The following is an 18270-nucleotide window of genomic DNA, read 5'->3' as shown; positions in this document are numbered from 1 at the left end:
AATGCGAAGAACCTTAACACTTGTACTCGTGATGCTGTTTGCAGGATCACTCAGTGCACAAACATACACCGTGTTCATTCACGGAAAATCAGACAAAAACCACAACGGCGTGGGAACAACAGACGTAAATTCGTATTGGGGAACCTCTGCGAATACAGTTTCTGGATCTAAAATTTTCATCGGTTACGATGGAACTTCTGACCCAAGAACTTTCGGATCTGCTCGCGCACAAACAAATATTGCGACAGGACTTACGAACTATTGCAAAGGGTCTAACTCTTGCAAAATCGTTTGTCACTCAGCAGGCTGTTATGCAATAGAATTCTGGTTATCTAACCTTGGTTCTACGGCTTCAGCAAAAGGTTTCAACATCACAAAAGTAACAGCTCTTGCTGCCGCTTCTGGTGGTTCGGAACTTGCTTCTGCTTTGAATGGCGTAACATTTGGATTTGCAGGAAATGCGATGGACAAATCTCTTATCGTAGGAACTGCTCGTGGGGCATTCAATCACAACAATACGGGTGGAATTCAGATCAACCATGTACCTGGTTATAAAGGTGCATTCGGACCGTCTGTTATCCTTCCAGGAGAAGATGACTATGCTGTAGCATACCACTCTTCTTGTGGATACAACCGTGCTGGAGGACTTGATAAATGCCAATCCTCTATCGTAAGTGGTAGCACTACTTATACACAATACACAGGTCATGTTAGAGCACCTTCTTTAACAGCTACTGGATTGTATAAGAACCATAGTGAAATCAAAAACGAGGGAACTCGTTAATTCGTTTGTCTGAAAAGAAACCCTTGGTTTCAATCCAAAGGTTTTGACTTAAAGGCTGAAAGTAATTTCAGCCTTTTTTATTAGAGTCCGGCTTAGTATTAAATTTAAAAACTAAATTCTTTTATCCATGTTTGATCACACCTTGCCTTGATTTGCCAATAAACCAATAGTACAAAACAGGAACCGCGAACCGACTGAGAACCGTAGCTGCAATTTCACCAAACATGAGTGAGATGGCTAATCCTTGAAAAATAGGATCAAACAACATCACAAAGGATCCAACCACCACAGCAGAAGCAGTCAGTAACATTGGTCGAAACCTTACTACCCCCGCATGAACTACGGCTTCTTTCAGTTCCACACCTTTTTTGATTTCTCCTTCGATAAAATCTACAAGGATGATAGAGTTTCGAACAATGATCCCGGCACCAGCAATAAAACCAATCATAGAAGTGGCCGTGAAATAAGCACCCATCACAAAATGGCCTGGCAAAATTCCAATGAGAGAGATTGGAATCGGTGCCATAATCACAAGAGGGACAGTATAACTTTTAAACCAACCAAGAACTAAAACATAAATGAGTAAAATCACAACAGCAAAGGCACCACCAAGATCGCGGAACACTTCATAGGTGATAAACCATTCCCCATCCCACTTGATCACAGGTTTTGTTGTATTCCAGGGAACCTCTGCCGTTTGTGTTTCGTATTTAATTTTGGGAGCGAGTTTTAACATTCCGTAAACGGGAGCTTCTTCTTCTCCAGAAAGTTCACTCATCACATACTGCACTGGTTTTAAATTTTTACGAAATAGACTCCGGTCTTCCTCTTGATAAGGATTTCCTAAAACTCTATCGGAAGAAACCACACCCGATTCCATGGACATGATATTTTGGTTCTGGAATGGATTTTTGGATCCTCTCGCACTCTGGATCACAGAAAGATTCACAGAAACTTCTTCTGGTTCTTTTGCCGTTGCCAAACTCAAAATAGGAGTTTCGGAGAATAAAATAGAACCTGTATACGCAAGGGCAGAAGTTTTGATTCCATAAAGTCCGGACTTCTCAAAATCAATGGGATAAACCATCTTGGTGCGGCCATTTCGTAACGAACTATCCAAGTCCACCACACTTTGCTCTTCCTGAAATACATGATAAATTTCTTCTGTGACTCGTGTTCTTTCCTCTGCTGTTGGGCCATATACTTCTGCTACCATTGTTGCCATCACTGGTGGGCCTGGAGGGATTTCCAAAACTTTGGTTACAGCTCGATACCTTTCACCAAACTTTTGTATGTCGGATCGTAAGGTTTCTATGATTTCGTGACTTGATTCTTTACGATTGTTTTTGTTTTTTAAAATGACTTGTAAATCATTCATAGAATCAAGATTGCGAAGGAAGGAATGTTTGACCATTCCTGAAAAAGAAAATGGTGCCGCTTCTCCAGCAAAAATTTGAATTTTTTCTACATTAGGATTTTTCAGAAGAATTTTTGTTAACTCTTCTGAACGACTCATACTTTGGATGAGAGTTGTTTCTGGTTCATAGTCTACCAAAACTTGAAACTCTTCTTTGTTGTCAAAAGGTAACATCTTTACCTTCACCCATTTGAATCCAACAAAGGCCATGGAAACAAATAATAGTCCAATGGTAACAATTCCAAAGATACTAGCGTTCTTTTTGAACCCGAGTAACCAATTCATAAAACGGATATAAATTTTGTCGAGTTTCGAAATTTTATGTTCACCGGAACCAGTACCTGTATGAGAATGTTTTTCTTTCAGCAAACGAACCGATGCCCAAGGAGTGATCACAAAGGCAACAATAAGAGAAAGGATCATAGCAAGGCTTGCCCCTACCGGGATTGGTTTCATATAAGGACCCATAAGGCCACGAACAAATGCCATCGGCAATATGGCTGCAATCACAGTAAACGTAGCAAGTATGGTTGGATTTCCTACTTCCGATACAGCGATTAGAGTCGCTCGAATGATTCCCAAATTTGGATTTTCTTCCAAATGCCTTTCAATGTTTTCTACCACAACAATGGCATCATCCACTAAGATCCCGATCGAAAATATCAAAGCAAATAAAGTGACTCGGTTCAATGTGTATCCAAGAAAGTAATAGATGGCCAAAGTGAGTGCTAAGGTAACAGGGATGGCAATGGCGACCACAAGAGCTGATCGCAAACCCATCCAAAGGGCAATGAGAACTGTAACTGAAATTGTAGCAATGAGAAGGTGTTCAATTAACTCATGTGATTTATCTTCTGCAGTACTTCCATAATCACGAATGACACTCAAACGAATTTCCTTTGGTAAATCTTTTTGAAAGAGATTCGCCCTTTCTAGTAAATCCTTAGATAAATTGACTACGTTTGTACCTTTTCGTTTGGCAAATACAATGGTAACCGCATTTCGTTTTCCTTCTCCGAGAGATTTATCATACAAAGCAGAGGATCTTGTTCTTTCTTCTGGTCCCTCTTCCACTATCGCCAGATCTTGGATACGCACCACTCGACCACCACGTTGTGCCACTGGAAGTCTTTTGACATCGGCTATATTCTTTAATACTCCCCCCACTTCCATATCCAAAACAGATTCAGCCGACCAATTTTTACCTGCAGGGATGAGAGCATCATTTTCTTTTAGACTCATTGCCACTTCCATAGCAGTGACCCCATTCCGACTCAGAAGGTTTGGATCTACTTTTACTCGGACAACTTTTTTTAAACCACCTAACATTTGTACCGAGGCCAAATCAGGAGTCGAAGAAAGTTCACGTGCTAGTGGTGCGATGAGTTGGCGTAAAGTATAATCATCCACTATTTCGGAGCTAAAACTAAGAGCCAAAAAGGGAACGTCATCAATAGAATAGGATTTTACAATTGGGTTTAATGTGTTACGAGGGAGTGTATTTTTTACCTCCATCAATTTATGGTGGATCTTAACTAAAGAAGGTTCGATAGGTTCTCCCACCTTGAATCGCACAGTGATATAACTTCCATGCCATTTACTTGTAGAATAAACATATTCAACACCTTCCAATCCCCAAACTGCACGTTCAATCACCTCAGTTACTTTTCGCTCTGTTTCTTCAGGTGAAAATCCTGGAGTCGGGATTTGAATATCAATCATGGGAACCGAAATCTGTGGTTCTTCTTCCTTAGGGGTTAAATAAACGGCAAATAATCCTAGGATTAAACTCGAAATTGCTATGACGGGTGTAAGACGAGAATGCAAAAAAGTTTCAGCCAGTCGTCCAGCAAATCCTTTTCTAATTTCTGCCAATGGATTCATTTGATTCTTCCTTATTTGAAAATAACGATGTTTCTGTTCTGACTTGTAAAACGGCGATTTCCGTTTCCATAAGAACTCGATTTAGTTCTAAAGATTTGTTTAAAGTTTCTGCAAATTGGATGGCATTAATTGCACCACTTTGAAAAAGTTTTTGCATATTGATAATTTGTTCGTCTTGGTATTTTACTGTTTCTTTCACCAACACTAAACTCTCCATAAGTGAGATTTCCTTTTGAAAGAGGGATTTTACATGTGCTACTTCTTCTTTACTTTTTTCCTCAAGTTTCTTTAATGCAGCTTCTGCATTGAGTTTAGATTCTTCCACCACTCCCATATCTTTTGGGTTATAAAGATTCATTTGAAGATACACTCCTGCTTGGTAGGCATTCGCGGTATTTCGACTCCCATGGTATCCGTATGCTTCCGAATAAGCACCAACCTTAGGTAAAAACTTAGCCGTTTCCATATCGGCTTTTAGTTTTTCTCCTTCCGCATATTTGATTTGTGCATTCATTTGGTTGGATCTTTCGTAATTTATAGGGCGTTTAAAATGTACGTCTAAAAATTCATTTAAGTCAGATTCGATAATTTCTATTTCAGAAGATGGGAGATCGGAAAGAACGTATAAAGTTTCCTTATAGTCATTGATTTGTAGATCTGATTGTTTTTCCAAAACAGATATTTGATTTTTGATCGATTTTAATGCTAAGTATCCCGCATACCCAACAGGATTTCCTTTATTACCGAGGGAATAATTAGATTGAAACTTAGATTCGAATTTTTTTATTTTTTCCAATCTTTGTTTGTATTCATTTAATGTTTGGATCGCTCTATAATAAAATCCTGTTTGTGCAAATTCTCTATCTCGCACAGCAAGCCATTCAAATTTGAGGCCCACTGATCTTTTTTCATTCATGGCCGCGAGAGTTTTTCCTGAGCCACCTTCATACAATGGAAAATCCATTCCAAGTGTACCCCGTGAATAGGTATGACTTCCAGGATAGTTTAATGTATCTTTAGCAAAAAGATTCATAGTATCCGAGTTTAATGTCGAATAAGGTTGGTTATTCGAATCTAAAAAGTTGCCGGGCCTGTACCTGGTCGAAGCAGTGGAAAAATCAGAATCCGTGGCACTCCTTTGGCTTAGTTTGCCCATAAAATTGAGTGTGGGATCGTTTGTTTGGAAGGTACGTAAATCGGTATAAACTCTAGGTAACCAGTGTTTGTCTGTACGTTCTTTGGCAATTTCTCCTGCCTTCCATTCCAAATATTTGGATTTTCTAGCAGATGAATTTTCTTCTATCCTTTTCCACAAATCACTAAAACCGATGGACTCTGCATAGAGAGCCATCGGACCGATCAAAAGCAAAAAGCTAATGATAGATTTCATTGTTTAATCCACCACCTTGGGTTGAAATCCAAGTTTCTTCAAAAGAATTGCCATCGGACAAAAACCAATGGTTGAAAAAACAACCAGATTCACACCCACGAGCAGATTCAAAAGATACCACCAAGGCGAAATCAAGGTTCCAAGAGATACACCTACCAAACTGAAAAGTCCGGCGACTAAATAAACCACCCTCTCTAAATACCAAGTTTTTGTAGAAGCTAGAAACATTACCATACCCCCTATAGTATATGACCTTTGAATCCATATATACCCCGTAGGGTATATATGGCAAGCGGTTTTAGGGATTTTTTAGGAAGATGGTTTGCGATTTAGAGAGAAAAGGCGGCTGTGATGGCTTTTTTTACATCGGCTTCAATATTAGCGGTGGATCTTTTTTCCTTAAAACAAGTGTCCATATACTCGTGAATGTATGCTTCGCCAAATTTTTTCATAGCTTGGTGGGCTGCTTTTAAAAGCAAAATGGCTTTTTCACAGTCTTTTTCTTCCGCATTGATAGTATTCTTGATTGCTTCCAGCTGTCCCTGGATTCGATTGATACGATGGATCAGTTTGGTTTGATTTTCCGAAAGGCTCATACTATATACCCTAGCGGGTATAATATTCCGACAAGTAAAAAATGACTCCTTTCCCATTTTCAAAATCACCAGCAATTGTCCTTCCGCAATCACCTCCCTACTTTGTTTCCAACTTTGGATATTGGGAGGGGGATGATTCTTATAGAACCGCAGGGATCAAATTTTTGTCAAAATTTGCGAGTCTTTCCGAAATACGACCACAATCGAAGATTTTAGAAGTTGGTTCAGGGCTCGGAGGAAGTTTAGTATACTGGTCAAAACATTTTCAACCCAAACTTTTATCGGCGATCAATTTGCCAGGAGAACAATCTGATTTCGCCGAACAATTGTTTGCATCAACAAACACAGAAATTCTTCCTTTTGTCCATGGAGGTTGGGAAGAAATTAAATCCTTCGAGGATTCATCTTACCAATTTGTTTTTTCTTTGGATGCCTCTTATCATTTCCAAGATTTACAATTGTTTTATCAGGAAAGTTTCCGAGTTTTAGAACCAGGTGGTCGATTTGTTTTTTCAAATTTCCAGATTAAAGACAAACAGTTTAAAAAACTTTGGTGGTTATATCTTCCCTTTTTGATACCGAATGGAAATTTAAAACCAACAAACGAAACGATTGCAGAATTGGAATCTATTGGATTTGAAAAAATCCGACATGAAGAGTGGACAATCCCTGTCCTTCAAGGATTCATTCAGTATTCAAAAACATTGCCTGCTTCTTTAAAAGCATTCGGCAAAGTTTTAGATCTATTTGTTAAAAAATTTGGCCTTACTTATTATTATTACGTATTTCAAAAATAAAGTTATTAATTTTTATCTTTGAATCAACTCGTCAATATTTTGATTTAATAAACGAGAAACAACTAGTAAGGCTGACTTTGCGCCAGCTTCTAATAGTGGGATTCCATAAAGAGAATACGAACCACATAACCAGAGATTACAATTAGGATCTGCATGTAAGGTTGTTATCCTTTGTATGGCTTTTGTAGTCCTATCGTCCATTACCGGTCTTTCAAATTTTGCCATTTTTAATGTGTCTTTAACCTCTGGAAGTTTATGAGGATTCCAGGTTTGAAAGATTTTTTGGCCGTTTAACTCAGGAATAATCCTTCCCAAATCCAAGGTGACTTCTGGTTTGTCATAACCATCACGTATTTTAAAAACTAAGGAGACCGTTGCATTTGAAAAATAGGATTCATCAGTATGTAAAACAACATCACTTGACTCATAACGGAACTCACTTAGGATTTCTTTTTCTAATTCATATCCAGCACCTAAAAGTTCTTTTCCTTGGTTGGCCTGTGTTGAAAGGATCACGTGATCAAATTCTTTCTCTTCATTCAGAAATTGAATTATTGGTTTGTTTCCTTTTTTATAAATCTTTTGGATTCCAGCATTTAAGTGTAAGTTTGTTAGGTCGGAGGTAAGGCGATTCACAACATCTCTTGTTCCCAAACTTGCCGTTTCTTGCGGGGTATAAGAATATCCTCGAGAGTGGTATCCAATAATAGTTTCAGCAGGATAAGCTCCTACTGTTTCCGTTTTACAGGTATTAACAAGTGCAAAGGTTGGCAAAAGAAATTCATAGATAAACTCTTTAGAATAACCATACTTAATCAAAAAATCTAAAATAGAAATACTTGGATTTTCCCGTTGCCAATCGGTTTTTGCATTGGCATAAAACTTCAATAGATCAGAAAAAATCCGACGTCCTTTATCTGATACAAAGGAATCAATAGTAGGAAGACCAAAGGGTTTTCCAAAAATTTGATGCGAACGAAACCCAAAAACAATTTCTTCATTAGATTCAACAGAGAAGGAGTAATCAACAGGCCTCGTTTTGATTCCGGCTTTATCGTAAACTTGAAAGAGTGTGGGATAATAATCACGTTTGATGGTTCGAAAAGGAATATCAAACTCCACTGACGCCCCATTGATCATTTGTTTGGCGCCAAAAGCCGCCATTCCAATCTCAGGATGTTTCTCAAATAAAGTTACATCTTTAAATTTGCGAATGGCCCAAGCAGCCGTCAGTCCAGCAATCCCAGAACCAACAACTGCGATCACTTCATACTTCCTGTTTTCAAAAATTGAACATGCCAAGAAAGCGCTCTTTCCAAATCATGTGGAGTGTGTTTCCCTTTGGAAACTCGGAGAGCATTTTCATAATACTCATGAAGTTTATCACGGTAGATTGGATGAGCGCAAGTATTGATAATCAGTTCTGCGCGTTTTTTAGGGGGACATCCTCTTAGATCAGCTAACCCCTGTTCGGTAACAAAAATCATAGTAGAATGTTCATTATGATCTGTATGTGATACCATTGGTACTACAGCAGATATATTTCCATCTTTAGCAAGAGATGGTGTCATAAAAATAGACAAATGCGAATTTCTTGTAAAATCACCTGATCCACCAATCCCGTTCATCATAGATGTTCCCATCACATGAGTAGAATTTACATTTCCATAAATGTCTACTTCAATTGCTGTATTCATCGCAATGAGACCCATACGCCTGATGACTTCTGGATGATTGGAAATCTCCTGAGGCCGGATCACAAACTTAGACTTCCATTCTGATATATTTTCATGAAAACGTTTGAGACCAGCTTCTGAGAAAGTTAGAGCAGAAGTAGATGCAATATCCAATTTACCTGCATCAATCAAATCAAATACAGAATCCTGAACCACTTCCGTATACATTTGTATGGAATGAAAGTTAGGATCTTTTGCCATACTAGCAAGAACTGCATTCGCAATATTCCCAACTCCATTTTGGAATGGGAGGTATTCTTTCGGAATCCTTCCTTTTTTGATTTCATGTTGGATAAAAGACAAAACGTGGGCTGCAATGTTCTGGCAATCGTCATCCGGAGTTTTGAATACCGTTGCTGCATCTGGTTTGTTTGAACGTACGATTCCCTTAATTTTATCAGGTGGAACTTGAATGTATGGAAGGCCAATTCGATCACCAGGAGTGAGGATATTGATTGGAAGGCCTTTTTCATGATGATTTGGAAGATAAATATCGTGATAGCCTTTTAACTCTAAAGGATGAGTATCGGTTAACTCAATATAGATGGATTCCGCATTACGGATATAAGTGGCACTCATACCAGAAGATGTAGAAAGATAAATTTTTCCATCTACGGTAACATCAATGGCTTCGACAATGGCAGCATCAATTTTAGGTAAAATTCCATGTTCAATGTATTTTACCACATGCGATAGATGCATATCAATGAAATCGGTTTCACCTTGGTTGATGAGATTACGAAGATGGGAATTTGATTGGTAAGGAATTCTTAATTTCAGGGCACCTGTTTTTGCCAAAGCACCATCCAATTCCTCTCCCGTCGATGCACCTGCATAAAGGTTGATTGAGAATTCTTTTCCCAACTTTTTTTCTTCTTCAATTCGTTTGGCAAAGGCAACGGGAATGAGTTTTGGGTAACCTGCTGGCGTAAATCCAGAGCACCCGAGAGTAACCTGTTCTGGTAATAATGCTGCAACTTCTTCTGCTGTTTTAAGTTTTTGTTCAATTAATGAGTTTGTAACGGACATAAATCTAAATTCTCTTCTTTCACCCAAGATAAAGAGATTGCTTAAAAATAAAAAGTCCAAATTCTGAACCTATGGATTTTCTCTTATATCTGTATTGTCTAGTTTTTGGAATCATTCTGATTGCACCTTTTGTGTTGTTTCACTACCGATTTCGACTTGATGAGTCACCCTTCGGAAAAGATGAAGAAGCTTTTGTGAGACCAATCACAGAAAGAAAGAGAAACCTACTTGATTCACTAAAAGACATTCGTTCTGATTTTGATTCAGGAAAATTAACAGAAGAAGAATTCCAATCGCAATCACTTCCTTATATTGAAGCTTTAGATTCTCTTGAAATTGAGTTAAAAGATAAACAATCCAATAAAACCAACGTAACAACTCTAACAGCTCCGAAGATCAATGAAAATTGGACATGTGCCAGCTGTGGTTCGTTTGTTGCTGTTCCCAATGCAAAATTTTGCCCTAACTGTGGGACTGGTCGCATGGCTTAATTTGTAGTTCGAAAAAGGTTCTACTTAAGTAGAACCTGAAAATTGCATATCGTACAAACGTTTGTATTTTGAGTTTTGATTTTTGAGTAAATCTGCGTGGCTTCCACTTTCTACAATTTCACCGTTTTCTAAATAATATATTGTATCTGCAATTTTAACAGTGGAAAGTCGATGAGCAATGATAATAACCGTTTTGTTTTCATACAACCGAACAAACGCTTGTTGGATCAATCGTTCTGATTCTGTATCTAAAGCAGAGGTAGCTTCATCTAAAATCAACACTTCAGGGTTTGCAAGCAGTGTCCTTGCAATCGAGATCCTTTGCCTTTGGCCACCGGATAACATCACACCTCTTTCTCCAACGATGGTATCATAACCTTCTTCGAAGGCTTCAATAAACTCGGAAGCAAACGCATCTTCTGCGGCACGCCGAATTTCTTCTTCCGAAGCATCAGGTTTTCCAAACGCAATGTTTTCGCGAACAGAACCATTAAATAAAAAAATATTTTGTGATACGACTCCAATTCGTTTTCGTAAATTATCCAAACTCAAATCTTTTGCGTTTACATCGTCCCAAAAAATTCCACCATCGCTTGGATCGATGAGTCTCGGCAAAAGATCCACGAGCGTAGATTTGCCGGCTCCCGAAGAACCAACAATGGCAATGGTTCCGCCGCGAGGTAAGGTCAGATTTATATTTTTTAAGGCATAGATGTCTGTGTTAGGGTATAAGTAAGAGACATTTTTATATTCAATAGCTTTTGAAATGGGTCCGAGTTTGTTTGGAGTTTGTGGTTCTTTGATATCAACATCTCTCCCTAAAATTTCAAAAACTCGATCACTTGCAATCACAGAGGCTTGGATTAAATTCACAAGAATACTCATTTGTTTCAAAGGACGCATGAGAAATATCAAGGTAAGAAAAAATGCGATGAACATACCTTTAGAAAAACTTGCATCTTCTAATAAATAAGCGCCAATACCAAGGAATACCATCGTCACAACAGAACCAGATAACTCTGTTAAGGCGGGCCCGATTTGGTGATAAAAATGTGTTTTAAAAGTTTTATCAGAGAGGTTTTGGTTTACTTTAAAAAAACGATCCGCTTCTTTGTCTTCCATGGAAAAAGCACGAATGACTCGAATTCCAGAAATCACTTCCTGAAGATCCCCATTCAATTCAGACAATTGTTCTTGTTGGTTTTTTGTGGTTCGTCGAATCCGATCCGCAAATGTACTCACTGGCCCAACAATCAAAGGTATTACAATAAACAATAAAAAGAACAACTTCCAACTTAACACGAGTAAAATGATAAGATGTGTGATGATATAAAAAAAATCGTTAATCGCATCTTTTAGATCATTCGAAACTACTTTTCCAACAATATCCACGTCATTGATCACCCGACTCATAAGAACACCGGTTTTTTCGCGGTAGAACTCATTTAAAGGTAATACTTGGAGTTTTTTATACAGTGCCTGCCTAAGATCACTAACCGCAAGTAGACCAGCCGAATTGACAAAGTAAACAGTTCCCGCAAGACAAAGTAGTTTTAAAAAGTAAATCGGAAGGATGATGAGGCAAAATAAATACACCAAGTCATCTGGTTTTTTATCAGCAAGTTCCTCATTGGTGTTTTGTTTGAGATTGGCAAACTGCCATTCCCAATAAGTAAGCCCTTGGAGGTGGTTGGGTTTTTTGTGTTCCGAAAGTAGTGTTTGGTCTTTTTTGGTTAGGGCAATTTGGAACTTGTAATTTTCGCCAGTGCCAAGAGAATCAAAGATAGGGATGAGAGACGTGAGGGATGCCCCATTAAAAATGGAAACAAATATAGACAAGAAAACACCGAGGCTAAGTCTGTATTTGTATTTTGCCAAATATGGCCAGAGTTTTCGGTAAATCTTCACGTATGAGAACCTTATCCCTCGTTTTCTTTCTCTTGTCCCTCACTTTTTGTCGGGAAGAATCTCAGCATTTTGATCTAAAAATCGCACTCCCCTCTGACACAGCACATCTAGATCCCCTTTTCATAACCGATTTGTCGGGTCAAAAATTAACGAAATTCATCCACCAAGGGCTATTGATCCGCACTCCTTCTGGGTTCCAGTCTCCTTGGATTGATTCCTTCCAAAAAAAGTCAGATCCAACAAAAGAAGTTTGGCAGTTCCAATTGAATTCTTCAGCCCCGCCGCTTCAAGATATTGCATATAGTTTGTCTCGTTTGGTTTCGGAAACATACCCTCGAAAGGGAGATTATCAATTTTTACTGCAAGTCCATGTTTTAGCGAAAGGGTTATTGGAATTAGAATTCAAACAAGGAACAAACGAAACGGAATGGAAAGAGAAACTTAGTTTACCTTTTGCATCCATCATCGGGAAAGAAGAATGGGAAAAACAAATTTTAAAAACTTATGGAAAATACAAACTCATCACTTGGAAAAAAAATGAATTTTTGGACTTAGAATTCCAAGGAGAAACTGATCCCAACTTTCCTAAAAAAATTCGTTTTCTCATTTTACCACAATCCTCCACTTCTTTATTTTTATACCGCAAAGGTCAGTTGGATGCTTTTAAACTCACGGACTTCCTACTTTCCTTACCAGAAGCCAATTCAGAATCCACTCTGACTAAAAAAGGAAGATCCGTACAATATGTAACCATCAATCAAAACAATCCTTGTTTTGATAAACATTTCCGAGCCGCATTAAATTTATCCATCCCTCGTAATTTAATCATCCAAAAATTACTGGAAAATCATGCAGACCTAAGTTATGGCCCCATTCCTATCAATTATTTGGAAAAAATCAAATCTAAGTTTATCACAAAAGGCGAATTGTATGATAAAGACCTGGCGAAAAAAGAATTAGAAAAATCTGTTTGTTATCCCAAAATCAAAGCAACAAGTTTGGAATTTAGAATGCGAGGTGATGATGAAAACCAAGCCAAAGGACGCGCCATCAAACAAGCATTAGAAGAAATTGGACTCACAATCAAATTAAGACCAATGGAAAAAGCCCCCCTCTATAAAGAAAATGGTGAAGGGAAAGGAGATTTGACCTTACTCACTTGGTATTCCGATTTTGATTCTGTTTGGAATTTTTTAGACCCACTTTTCCATCCAGAAAAACTAGGGAATGGCGGGAACAGGTCTTTCTATCAAAACAAAGAGGTTGGTCAAATTTTAGACAAACCTTTCAAAACCGACCAAGATGTTATCGAAGTCATTGAAAGGATCAGAGAAGATAAACCCTGGATTTTTCTTTGGTCCATCCAAGAAAACTATTTAGTTTCTAAGGAGTTTCTTCGTTATAACGCGCTCGCCGATTTTCTATAAGAGGTGGTTCTAATTCCACCGAGTCCACTGCCGTTGGTTGGATCCGACTTCCTTGTGAATCATAAGTGGATATTTCAGAATCATCGTCACCCAATGCCTCTGGTTTGAGATTTGTATTTTGGACAGGAGGTTCTGGTTTTACAAATCCGGCACGTTTCGGAGGTAGATCCCCAATATAATAATACTGCGCGTATAATGGCACCTTACAAATATAATCTGAAGTTGTTTCCAAAATGGTTCCATCATCAGCACAAACATCAACCTTAACAAAATCTCCCACAAAATTAGAAATCAACTGATTCCCCATCCCGAGTTTTGTTTTTACATTTTGGGTGTAACGATACCAAATCCCACCGGACACACCAGAGCCGGAACCAGGAAAGGGTGCCCCTTCATCATGACCGACCCAAACAACCGTTACATTCCTTGGAGTGAGACCCGCAAACCATACATCGCGAACACCTTTCAAACCTTTCCATCTTGAGGATTTTAATTTTGGTGATTGGACTGTTCCCGTTTTTCCTGCATATAAAAAAGGTTCCCCTTCTTTTTTCTTCAGGGTCATGGTTCCTTCTTCCGTCAAAACAGATTGTAAAGTATTGATTGCCATAGCGCAGGCTACTGGATCTAATATTTGTTCGGCGGCTTCGTTTGCGACCGTGCTATAAAATTCGTTCCCATCTAAATCAGTAATTTTCAAAATTTTTCTGGGAGTCACTCGTCTTCCACCATTCATTAGAGTTGCATAAATCGTCGAAAGTTCCATAGGGCTTAGTTCTCCAGAACCAAGGGCTAAAGATAAATTTCTTTGGAACCGACTTTCTGCTTCTTCCTCTGGGATGGATAGGATGGCGCTTAATTTCTGAATGAAATAAGAAATTCCAATTTCATGTAACAACTTAACAGAGACTGTATTGACGGACTGCGCAAGAGCTTGTCTTACAGTGATATCCCCTTTATATCCCTTATACCAGTTCTTAGGTGAATAACCTGATATATCTAACTTTTCGTCTTTGATTTTTGAAGATGGATTTACGATTCGTTTTTCAAAGGCAAGTGCATACACAAGTGCTTTGATTGTGGATCCAGGTTGGCGCCTTGCATCTTCTGCTCGATTGAAACGAAATACATTCGATATTTTGTATCCACCTACCATAGCCTCAACATCGCCAGTTTCAGGATCGAGAGAAATCATAGATCCACTGAGTTGTGGTAGGATGGCCCGAGTTACTTCTGCTAAATCTGCCTTACCTTTGTTTTGGTATTCAGATTCTTGTTTCGTCAGATCCGCTCTGACCGAATCCACTCCGACACGTAAAGCTTCTTCAGCGAGCCTCTGTTTTTCTAAGTCCAAAGTGGTATAAACCAGTAAGCCCCGTTCTTCCAAGTCTTCATTCGAAAAACGTTCTAATATAAACCTTCGAATTTCGGAATTGAAGTCAGGCGCTAAGTTGACTCGAAAATCTTTATCCGCGCCGTACTTTCCGATTTCGCTCGAATATTTAGGATTTCCATCTTCATCTTTATGTTCTTTGATTTTATAAATCGCTTTGAACTTTTTTAAATTGAGTTCAATCGAATCAGAAAATTTATGCGGAATTTCTTTCTGGGAAGGATGAAGTTCTGGGTTTCTAGCCATATCGTATAACACACGTTTTTGTCTAGAAAGTGAGATCCCCAAATTACGAACGGGGTTGTATACACTTGGTGCGGGAATGATTCCCACAAGGAGTGCGGCTTCTTCAGGACTAAGTTCAGACGCTGGTTTTCTAAAATAATACCTTGCCGCCTCTTCCACTCCGGTATTCCCTTCACCGAGGAAAATTTGGTTTAAATACATAGCCAAAATTTCTTCTTTTGAGTATTGGCTTTCGATATAAAAAGTACAATAGAGTTCTGTTAACTTATTAAATAAATTTCGTTTTCCTAAGTTTAACGTAAGTTTTGCCAACTGTTGTGAGATTGTGGATCCACCTTGAGACAAACGAAATTGGATCAAATTAGTCACAACAGCACGACCAATGGCCGTATAATTCAAACCGGAGTGTGAGAAAAATTCTCTATCTTCCGAGGATAACACAGCCCAAACAATCACATTATGTTTTGCTAAATTGTCTGTGCGAATGGGACGAAAGTTTCTGCGATAAAACTCTCCCATAACTTTTCCACTACGATCCAGGATTTTGACAGACTTTGGTTGGAAACTATCATAAAAATTAGAAACTTCTGATCTATATTTTTCTAATGATTTATGAACTCGGGCCTCTTCCCCCGACCAAACCACGTAAGCTCCACCCAAAAAGAAAAAAGATAAAAAGATACCTAATACAAATCCAAGAGTCAAAAACTTGACTCGTCTTTCCCAGAAGAAACGAAGTAATGCCGTTAGGTGGTCGTACAATACTTCTAGGATGAGAATAAAAGAATTGGTTTGGTTGTTCATTTCTTTTTACCTTTGGATTTTGGAAAAACAAGTTTCTCTACTTCTTCAAAACGAGTGACTGGATAAAAGCTAACACCTCGTTTGACATAGTCAGGGATTTCTTGGAATGCCCTTTCATTGTCTTTCGGGAAAATAATTTTTTTGATCCCAACTCTTTTGGCTGCGACAATTTTTTCTCTGAGTCCGCCAATAGCAAGCACTTCACCAGTTAACGTAAGTTCGCCTGTCATTCCGAAACCAGGAGCAATCACTTGGTCTGTGACAAGCGAAAGAATGGCAGTAGCCATGGTGATCCCTGCACTTGGCCCATCTTTAGGAGTAGCACCATCTGGAACATGTAGGTGGATGGCTTTTTTATCAAACAAAACATCATTGTTTATATAATTTTTCACAAACGATAAAGCAATGTTAGCTGATTCTTCCATCATTTTACCCATCTGCCCAGTGAGTGTAATTCCACCTTTCCCAGGGATGAGAACCGCTTCGATAAGAAGTGTGGATCCACCAGCATTTGTCCAAGCAAGACCAAGAGCCGTTCCCGGAACTTTAGGGGTCATTCGGTCATCCACAAAAGGCGGAGTTCCTAAGTATTCAACCAAATCCTTTTCACGAATTTCTTTGGAATACTTTTCCTTTAACACCTGTTTTAAGGCAATTTTACGTACCAATTTATCGAATGTTTTCTCCAAACCGCGTAAACCAGACTCACGTGAATAGGAATTGATGAGAAGTGCTACCGTCTCCTTTTTCATAGAAAAAGAATCAGGATTTAATCCATTTTTTTCGAAGATTTTTTTCCAAAGATACTTTTGGAAAATCTGTACTTTCTCTTCTGTGATATAACCCGAAAGTTGGATCACTTCCATACGATCCAGTAACACACGAGGGATCGGTTCAAACGTATTGGCTGTGGCAATGAAGAGAACATCCGATAAATCAAATGGTAAATCCAAATAATGATCTCTAAAATTGGAATTTTGTTCTGGGTCCAAAACTTCAAGCAATGCCGCTTGTGGATCTCCTTGGAAACCTTGGGACATCTTATCAATTTCATCCAGAAGGATGACAGCATCTCTTTCTTTTGTAATCTTTAAAGCACTGATGAGTTTACCAGGCATAGCTCCGATATAAGTTCGTCTATGACCTTTGATTTCTGCCTCATCTCTCACACCGCCCACAGAAAATCGATAAAACTTTCGACCAAGAGCTTCCGCCACTGATTTCGCAATGGATGTTTTACCGACACCCGGTGGCCCCACCAAACAAAGAATAGACCCTTTGCTTTTCGGGTTGAGTTTATGAACGGCTAAAAATTCTAAAATCCTTTCTTTCACATCTTCTAGTTTGTGATGATCGCGATTGAGAATTTTTTTGGCATGAACAAGGTTTACATCCTTTTCCTTTGGTTTTTCCCAAGGAAGTGCATCTACCAAATCTAAATAGTTACGAATTACATTATAATCGCTGGAGATGGGATCGGAGTTTTTAAACTTATCAATTTCCCTATCCACTTCTGTGATGATTTCTTCGGCAACGGGAATCGACTTTAGTCTTTCTAAAAGTTTTTCATATTTGATTTCCGTTTTGTCTTCACCAGTACCTAACTCTTGTTGGATGGCTTTTAATTGTTCCCTTAAAAAAAATTGGCGCTGTTGGTTATCAATTTTATCGTTGATTTGTTCTTGGATTTTTTTCTGAAGAACTACTAACTCAATTTCTTTTTTCAGAAACAGTAATACCTTTTCCAATCGATCGTTGATTTGAATTGCTTCGATGACAGATTGGTATTCTTCTTTTTCTAAATTAAGAATGGAACAAACAAAATCAGCCATTTTGGCTGGTTCGTTTACATTCATCATCGTCAGTTTCATATCCTCAGTAAATAAAGGATTATTTTGTGCGAGTTCTTTGGTCAAAATCAGCAAAGTTCTCATCAAGGCTTTGATATTGTTTTTGCTTGTTCCAAGTTCCTCTTCCGGATAACTTACGTTAGCCATAAGAACGGGTTCTTTAGTATGGATCGAATTAATTTTGAATCTTTGGATGGTGTTTACTAAAATGTTCATTCCACCGTCAGGCAGATTGATTTTTTTCAAAATACGAGCAACCACTCCAATTTGGAAAATATTATCTTCTGAAGGAAGATCCGATTCATCTTCTTTTAGGAGAATGAGACCTAAAAACCCAGCCCCTTTCGAAGACTCTTCTATGGATTGGATGAAACGACCAGGGGGAACAATTAACGGAGTGATGATTCCTGGGAATACAGGCCTTACCTTAATGGGCAGAAGGAAAATTTGTTTCGGTAGAGAATCTTCCAATCTCGCAAGCTTTGTTGAGTTTTCCCAAAATTCATTTGTTTCCAATT

12 protein-coding genes and 1 pseudogene are annotated in these 18270 nt (G+C 38.5%); 4 read left to right on the top strand and 9 right to left on the bottom strand.

Annotation, left to right across the window (positions count from 1 at the left end):
- The first annotated feature begins 1 nt into the window (after position 1).
- The gene (locus EHQ70_RS12405; RefSeq protein ID WP_135586842.1) at positions 2-784 is read left to right on the top strand and encodes a hypothetical protein; all 783 of its coding nucleotides are present in this window, start codon (positions 2-4) and stop codon (positions 782-784) included.
- A 121-nt stretch (positions 785-905) separates the two neighbouring features.
- Here the strand turns inward: EHQ70_RS12405 and EHQ70_RS12400 are convergent, their stop codons facing one another.
- The 4 genes from EHQ70_RS12400 to EHQ70_RS12385 form a co-directional block, all read right to left on the bottom strand.
- On the bottom strand, positions 906-4085 hold the full coding sequence (locus tag EHQ70_RS12400; RefSeq protein ID WP_135586840.1) for an efflux RND transporter permease subunit: 3180 nt from the start codon (positions 4083-4085) through the stop codon (positions 906-908).
- Positions 4063-5475, bottom strand: coding sequence for a TolC family protein (locus EHQ70_RS12395; RefSeq protein WP_135586838.1), 1413 nt, complete (start codon positions 5473-5475; stop codon positions 4063-4065). The genes EHQ70_RS12400 and EHQ70_RS12395 overlap by 23 nt, the downstream gene beginning before the upstream one ends.
- 3 nt (positions 5476-5478) lie before the next feature.
- Positions 5479-5703, bottom strand: a complete 225-nt coding sequence (locus tag EHQ70_RS12390) for a YgaP-like transmembrane domain (protein WP_135586836.1) — start codon at positions 5701-5703, stop codon at positions 5479-5481.
- 101 nt (positions 5704-5804) lie between these two features.
- Positions 5805-6071 carry a metal-sensitive transcriptional regulator gene (locus EHQ70_RS12385; RefSeq protein WP_135586834.1) on the bottom strand — a complete coding sequence of 89 codons (267 nt, stop codon included), beginning with the start codon at positions 6069-6071 and terminating at the stop codon, positions 5805-5807.
- Positions 6072-6112: 41 nt separating this feature from the next.
- On the opposite strand from EHQ70_RS12385, the gene EHQ70_RS12380 reads away from it, so the two are divergent.
- The gene (locus tag EHQ70_RS12380) at positions 6113-6868 is read left to right on the top strand and encodes an SAM-dependent methyltransferase (RefSeq protein ID WP_135586832.1); all 756 of its coding nucleotides are present in this window, start codon (positions 6113-6115) and stop codon (positions 6866-6868) included.
- Positions 6869-6880: 12 nt separating this feature from the next.
- Here EHQ70_RS12380 and EHQ70_RS12375 read toward each other — a convergent pair whose 3' ends face one another.
- Both EHQ70_RS12375 and EHQ70_RS12370 read right to left on the bottom strand, forming a co-directional pair.
- The gene (locus EHQ70_RS12375) at positions 6881-8134 is read right to left on the bottom strand and encodes an FAD-dependent oxidoreductase (RefSeq protein ID WP_135586830.1); all 1254 of its coding nucleotides are present in this window, start codon (positions 8132-8134) and stop codon (positions 6881-6883) included.
- Entirely contained in the window at positions 8131-9633 is a 1503-nt protein-coding gene (locus EHQ70_RS12370; RefSeq protein ID WP_135586828.1) for a succinate CoA transferase, read from the bottom strand. Before EHQ70_RS12370 ends, EHQ70_RS12375 begins: the two co-directional genes overlap by 4 nt.
- A 71-nt stretch (positions 9634-9704) precedes the next feature.
- On the opposite strand from EHQ70_RS12370, the gene EHQ70_RS12365 reads away from it, so the two are divergent.
- A complete protein-coding gene (locus tag EHQ70_RS12365) occupies positions 9705-10124 on the top strand; it encodes a zinc ribbon domain-containing protein (RefSeq protein ID WP_135586826.1) in 420 nt (139 codons plus the stop codon).
- A gap of 24 nt (positions 10125-10148) precedes the next feature.
- Here the strand turns inward: EHQ70_RS12365 and EHQ70_RS12360 are convergent, their stop codons facing one another.
- Positions 10149-12032, bottom strand: coding sequence for an ABC transporter ATP-binding protein (locus EHQ70_RS12360; RefSeq protein WP_135586824.1), 1884 nt, complete (start codon positions 12030-12032; stop codon positions 10149-10151).
- Between the two features lie 2 nt (positions 12033-12034).
- Between EHQ70_RS12360 and EHQ70_RS12355 the strand changes: the two genes are divergently transcribed.
- Entirely contained in the window at positions 12035-13459 is a 1425-nt protein-coding gene (locus tag EHQ70_RS12355) for an ABC transporter substrate-binding protein (protein WP_135586822.1), read from the top strand.
- Here the strand turns inward: EHQ70_RS12355 and EHQ70_RS12350 are convergent.
- Together EHQ70_RS12350 and lon are read right to left on the bottom strand one after the other, a co-directional pair.
- On the bottom strand, positions 13416-15902 hold the full coding sequence (locus tag EHQ70_RS12350; protein WP_135586820.1) for a transglycosylase domain-containing protein: 2487 nt from the start codon (positions 15900-15902) through the stop codon (positions 13416-13418). The two genes, EHQ70_RS12355 and EHQ70_RS12350, sit on opposite strands and share 44 nt — an antisense overlap.
- Before the next feature lie 23 nt (positions 15903-15925).
- Positions 15926-18268, bottom strand: a pseudogene (gene lon / locus EHQ70_RS12345) (endopeptidase La); the annotation flags it as partial.
- Between the last annotated feature and the right edge of the window lie 2 nt (positions 18269-18270).

This window comes from Leptospira congkakensis (assembly GCF_004770265.1).
Classification (GTDB): domain Bacteria; phylum Spirochaetota; class Leptospiria; order Leptospirales; family Leptospiraceae; genus Leptospira_A; species Leptospira_A congkakensis.
This window is presented reverse-complemented; position numbering and strand designations above follow the sequence as displayed.

Coding starts and splice junctions, on each gene's coding strand:
- EHQ70_RS12405 (WP_135586842.1), top strand. CDS start 2: ATGCGAAGAACCTTAACACTTGTACTCGTGATGCTGTTTGCAGGATCA.
- EHQ70_RS12385 (WP_135586834.1), bottom strand. CDS start 6,071: ATGAGCCTTTCGGAAAATCAAACCAAACTGATCCATCGTATCAATCGA.
- EHQ70_RS12380 (WP_135586832.1), top strand. CDS start 6,113: ATGACTCCTTTCCCATTTTCAAAATCACCAGCAATTGTCCTTCCGCAA.
- EHQ70_RS12390 (WP_135586836.1), bottom strand. CDS start 5,703: ATGTTTCTAGCTTCTACAAAAACTTGGTATTTAGAGAGGGTGGTTTAT.
- EHQ70_RS12365 (WP_135586826.1), top strand. CDS start 9,705: ATGGATTTTCTCTTATATCTGTATTGTCTAGTTTTTGGAATCATTCTG.
- EHQ70_RS12350 (WP_135586820.1), bottom strand. CDS start 15,902: ATGAACAACCAAACCAATTCTTTTATTCTCATCCTAGAAGTATTGTAC.
- EHQ70_RS12395 (WP_135586838.1), bottom strand. CDS start 5,475: ATGAAATCTATCATTAGCTTTTTGCTTTTGATCGGTCCGATGGCTCTC.
- EHQ70_RS12400 (WP_135586840.1), bottom strand. CDS start 4,085: ATGAATCCATTGGCAGAAATTAGAAAAGGATTTGCTGGACGACTGGCT.
- EHQ70_RS12355 (WP_135586822.1), top strand. CDS start 12,035: ATGAGAACCTTATCCCTCGTTTTCTTTCTCTTGTCCCTCACTTTTTGT.
- EHQ70_RS12370 (WP_135586828.1), bottom strand. CDS start 9,633: ATGTCCGTTACAAACTCATTAATTGAACAAAAACTTAAAACAGCAGAA.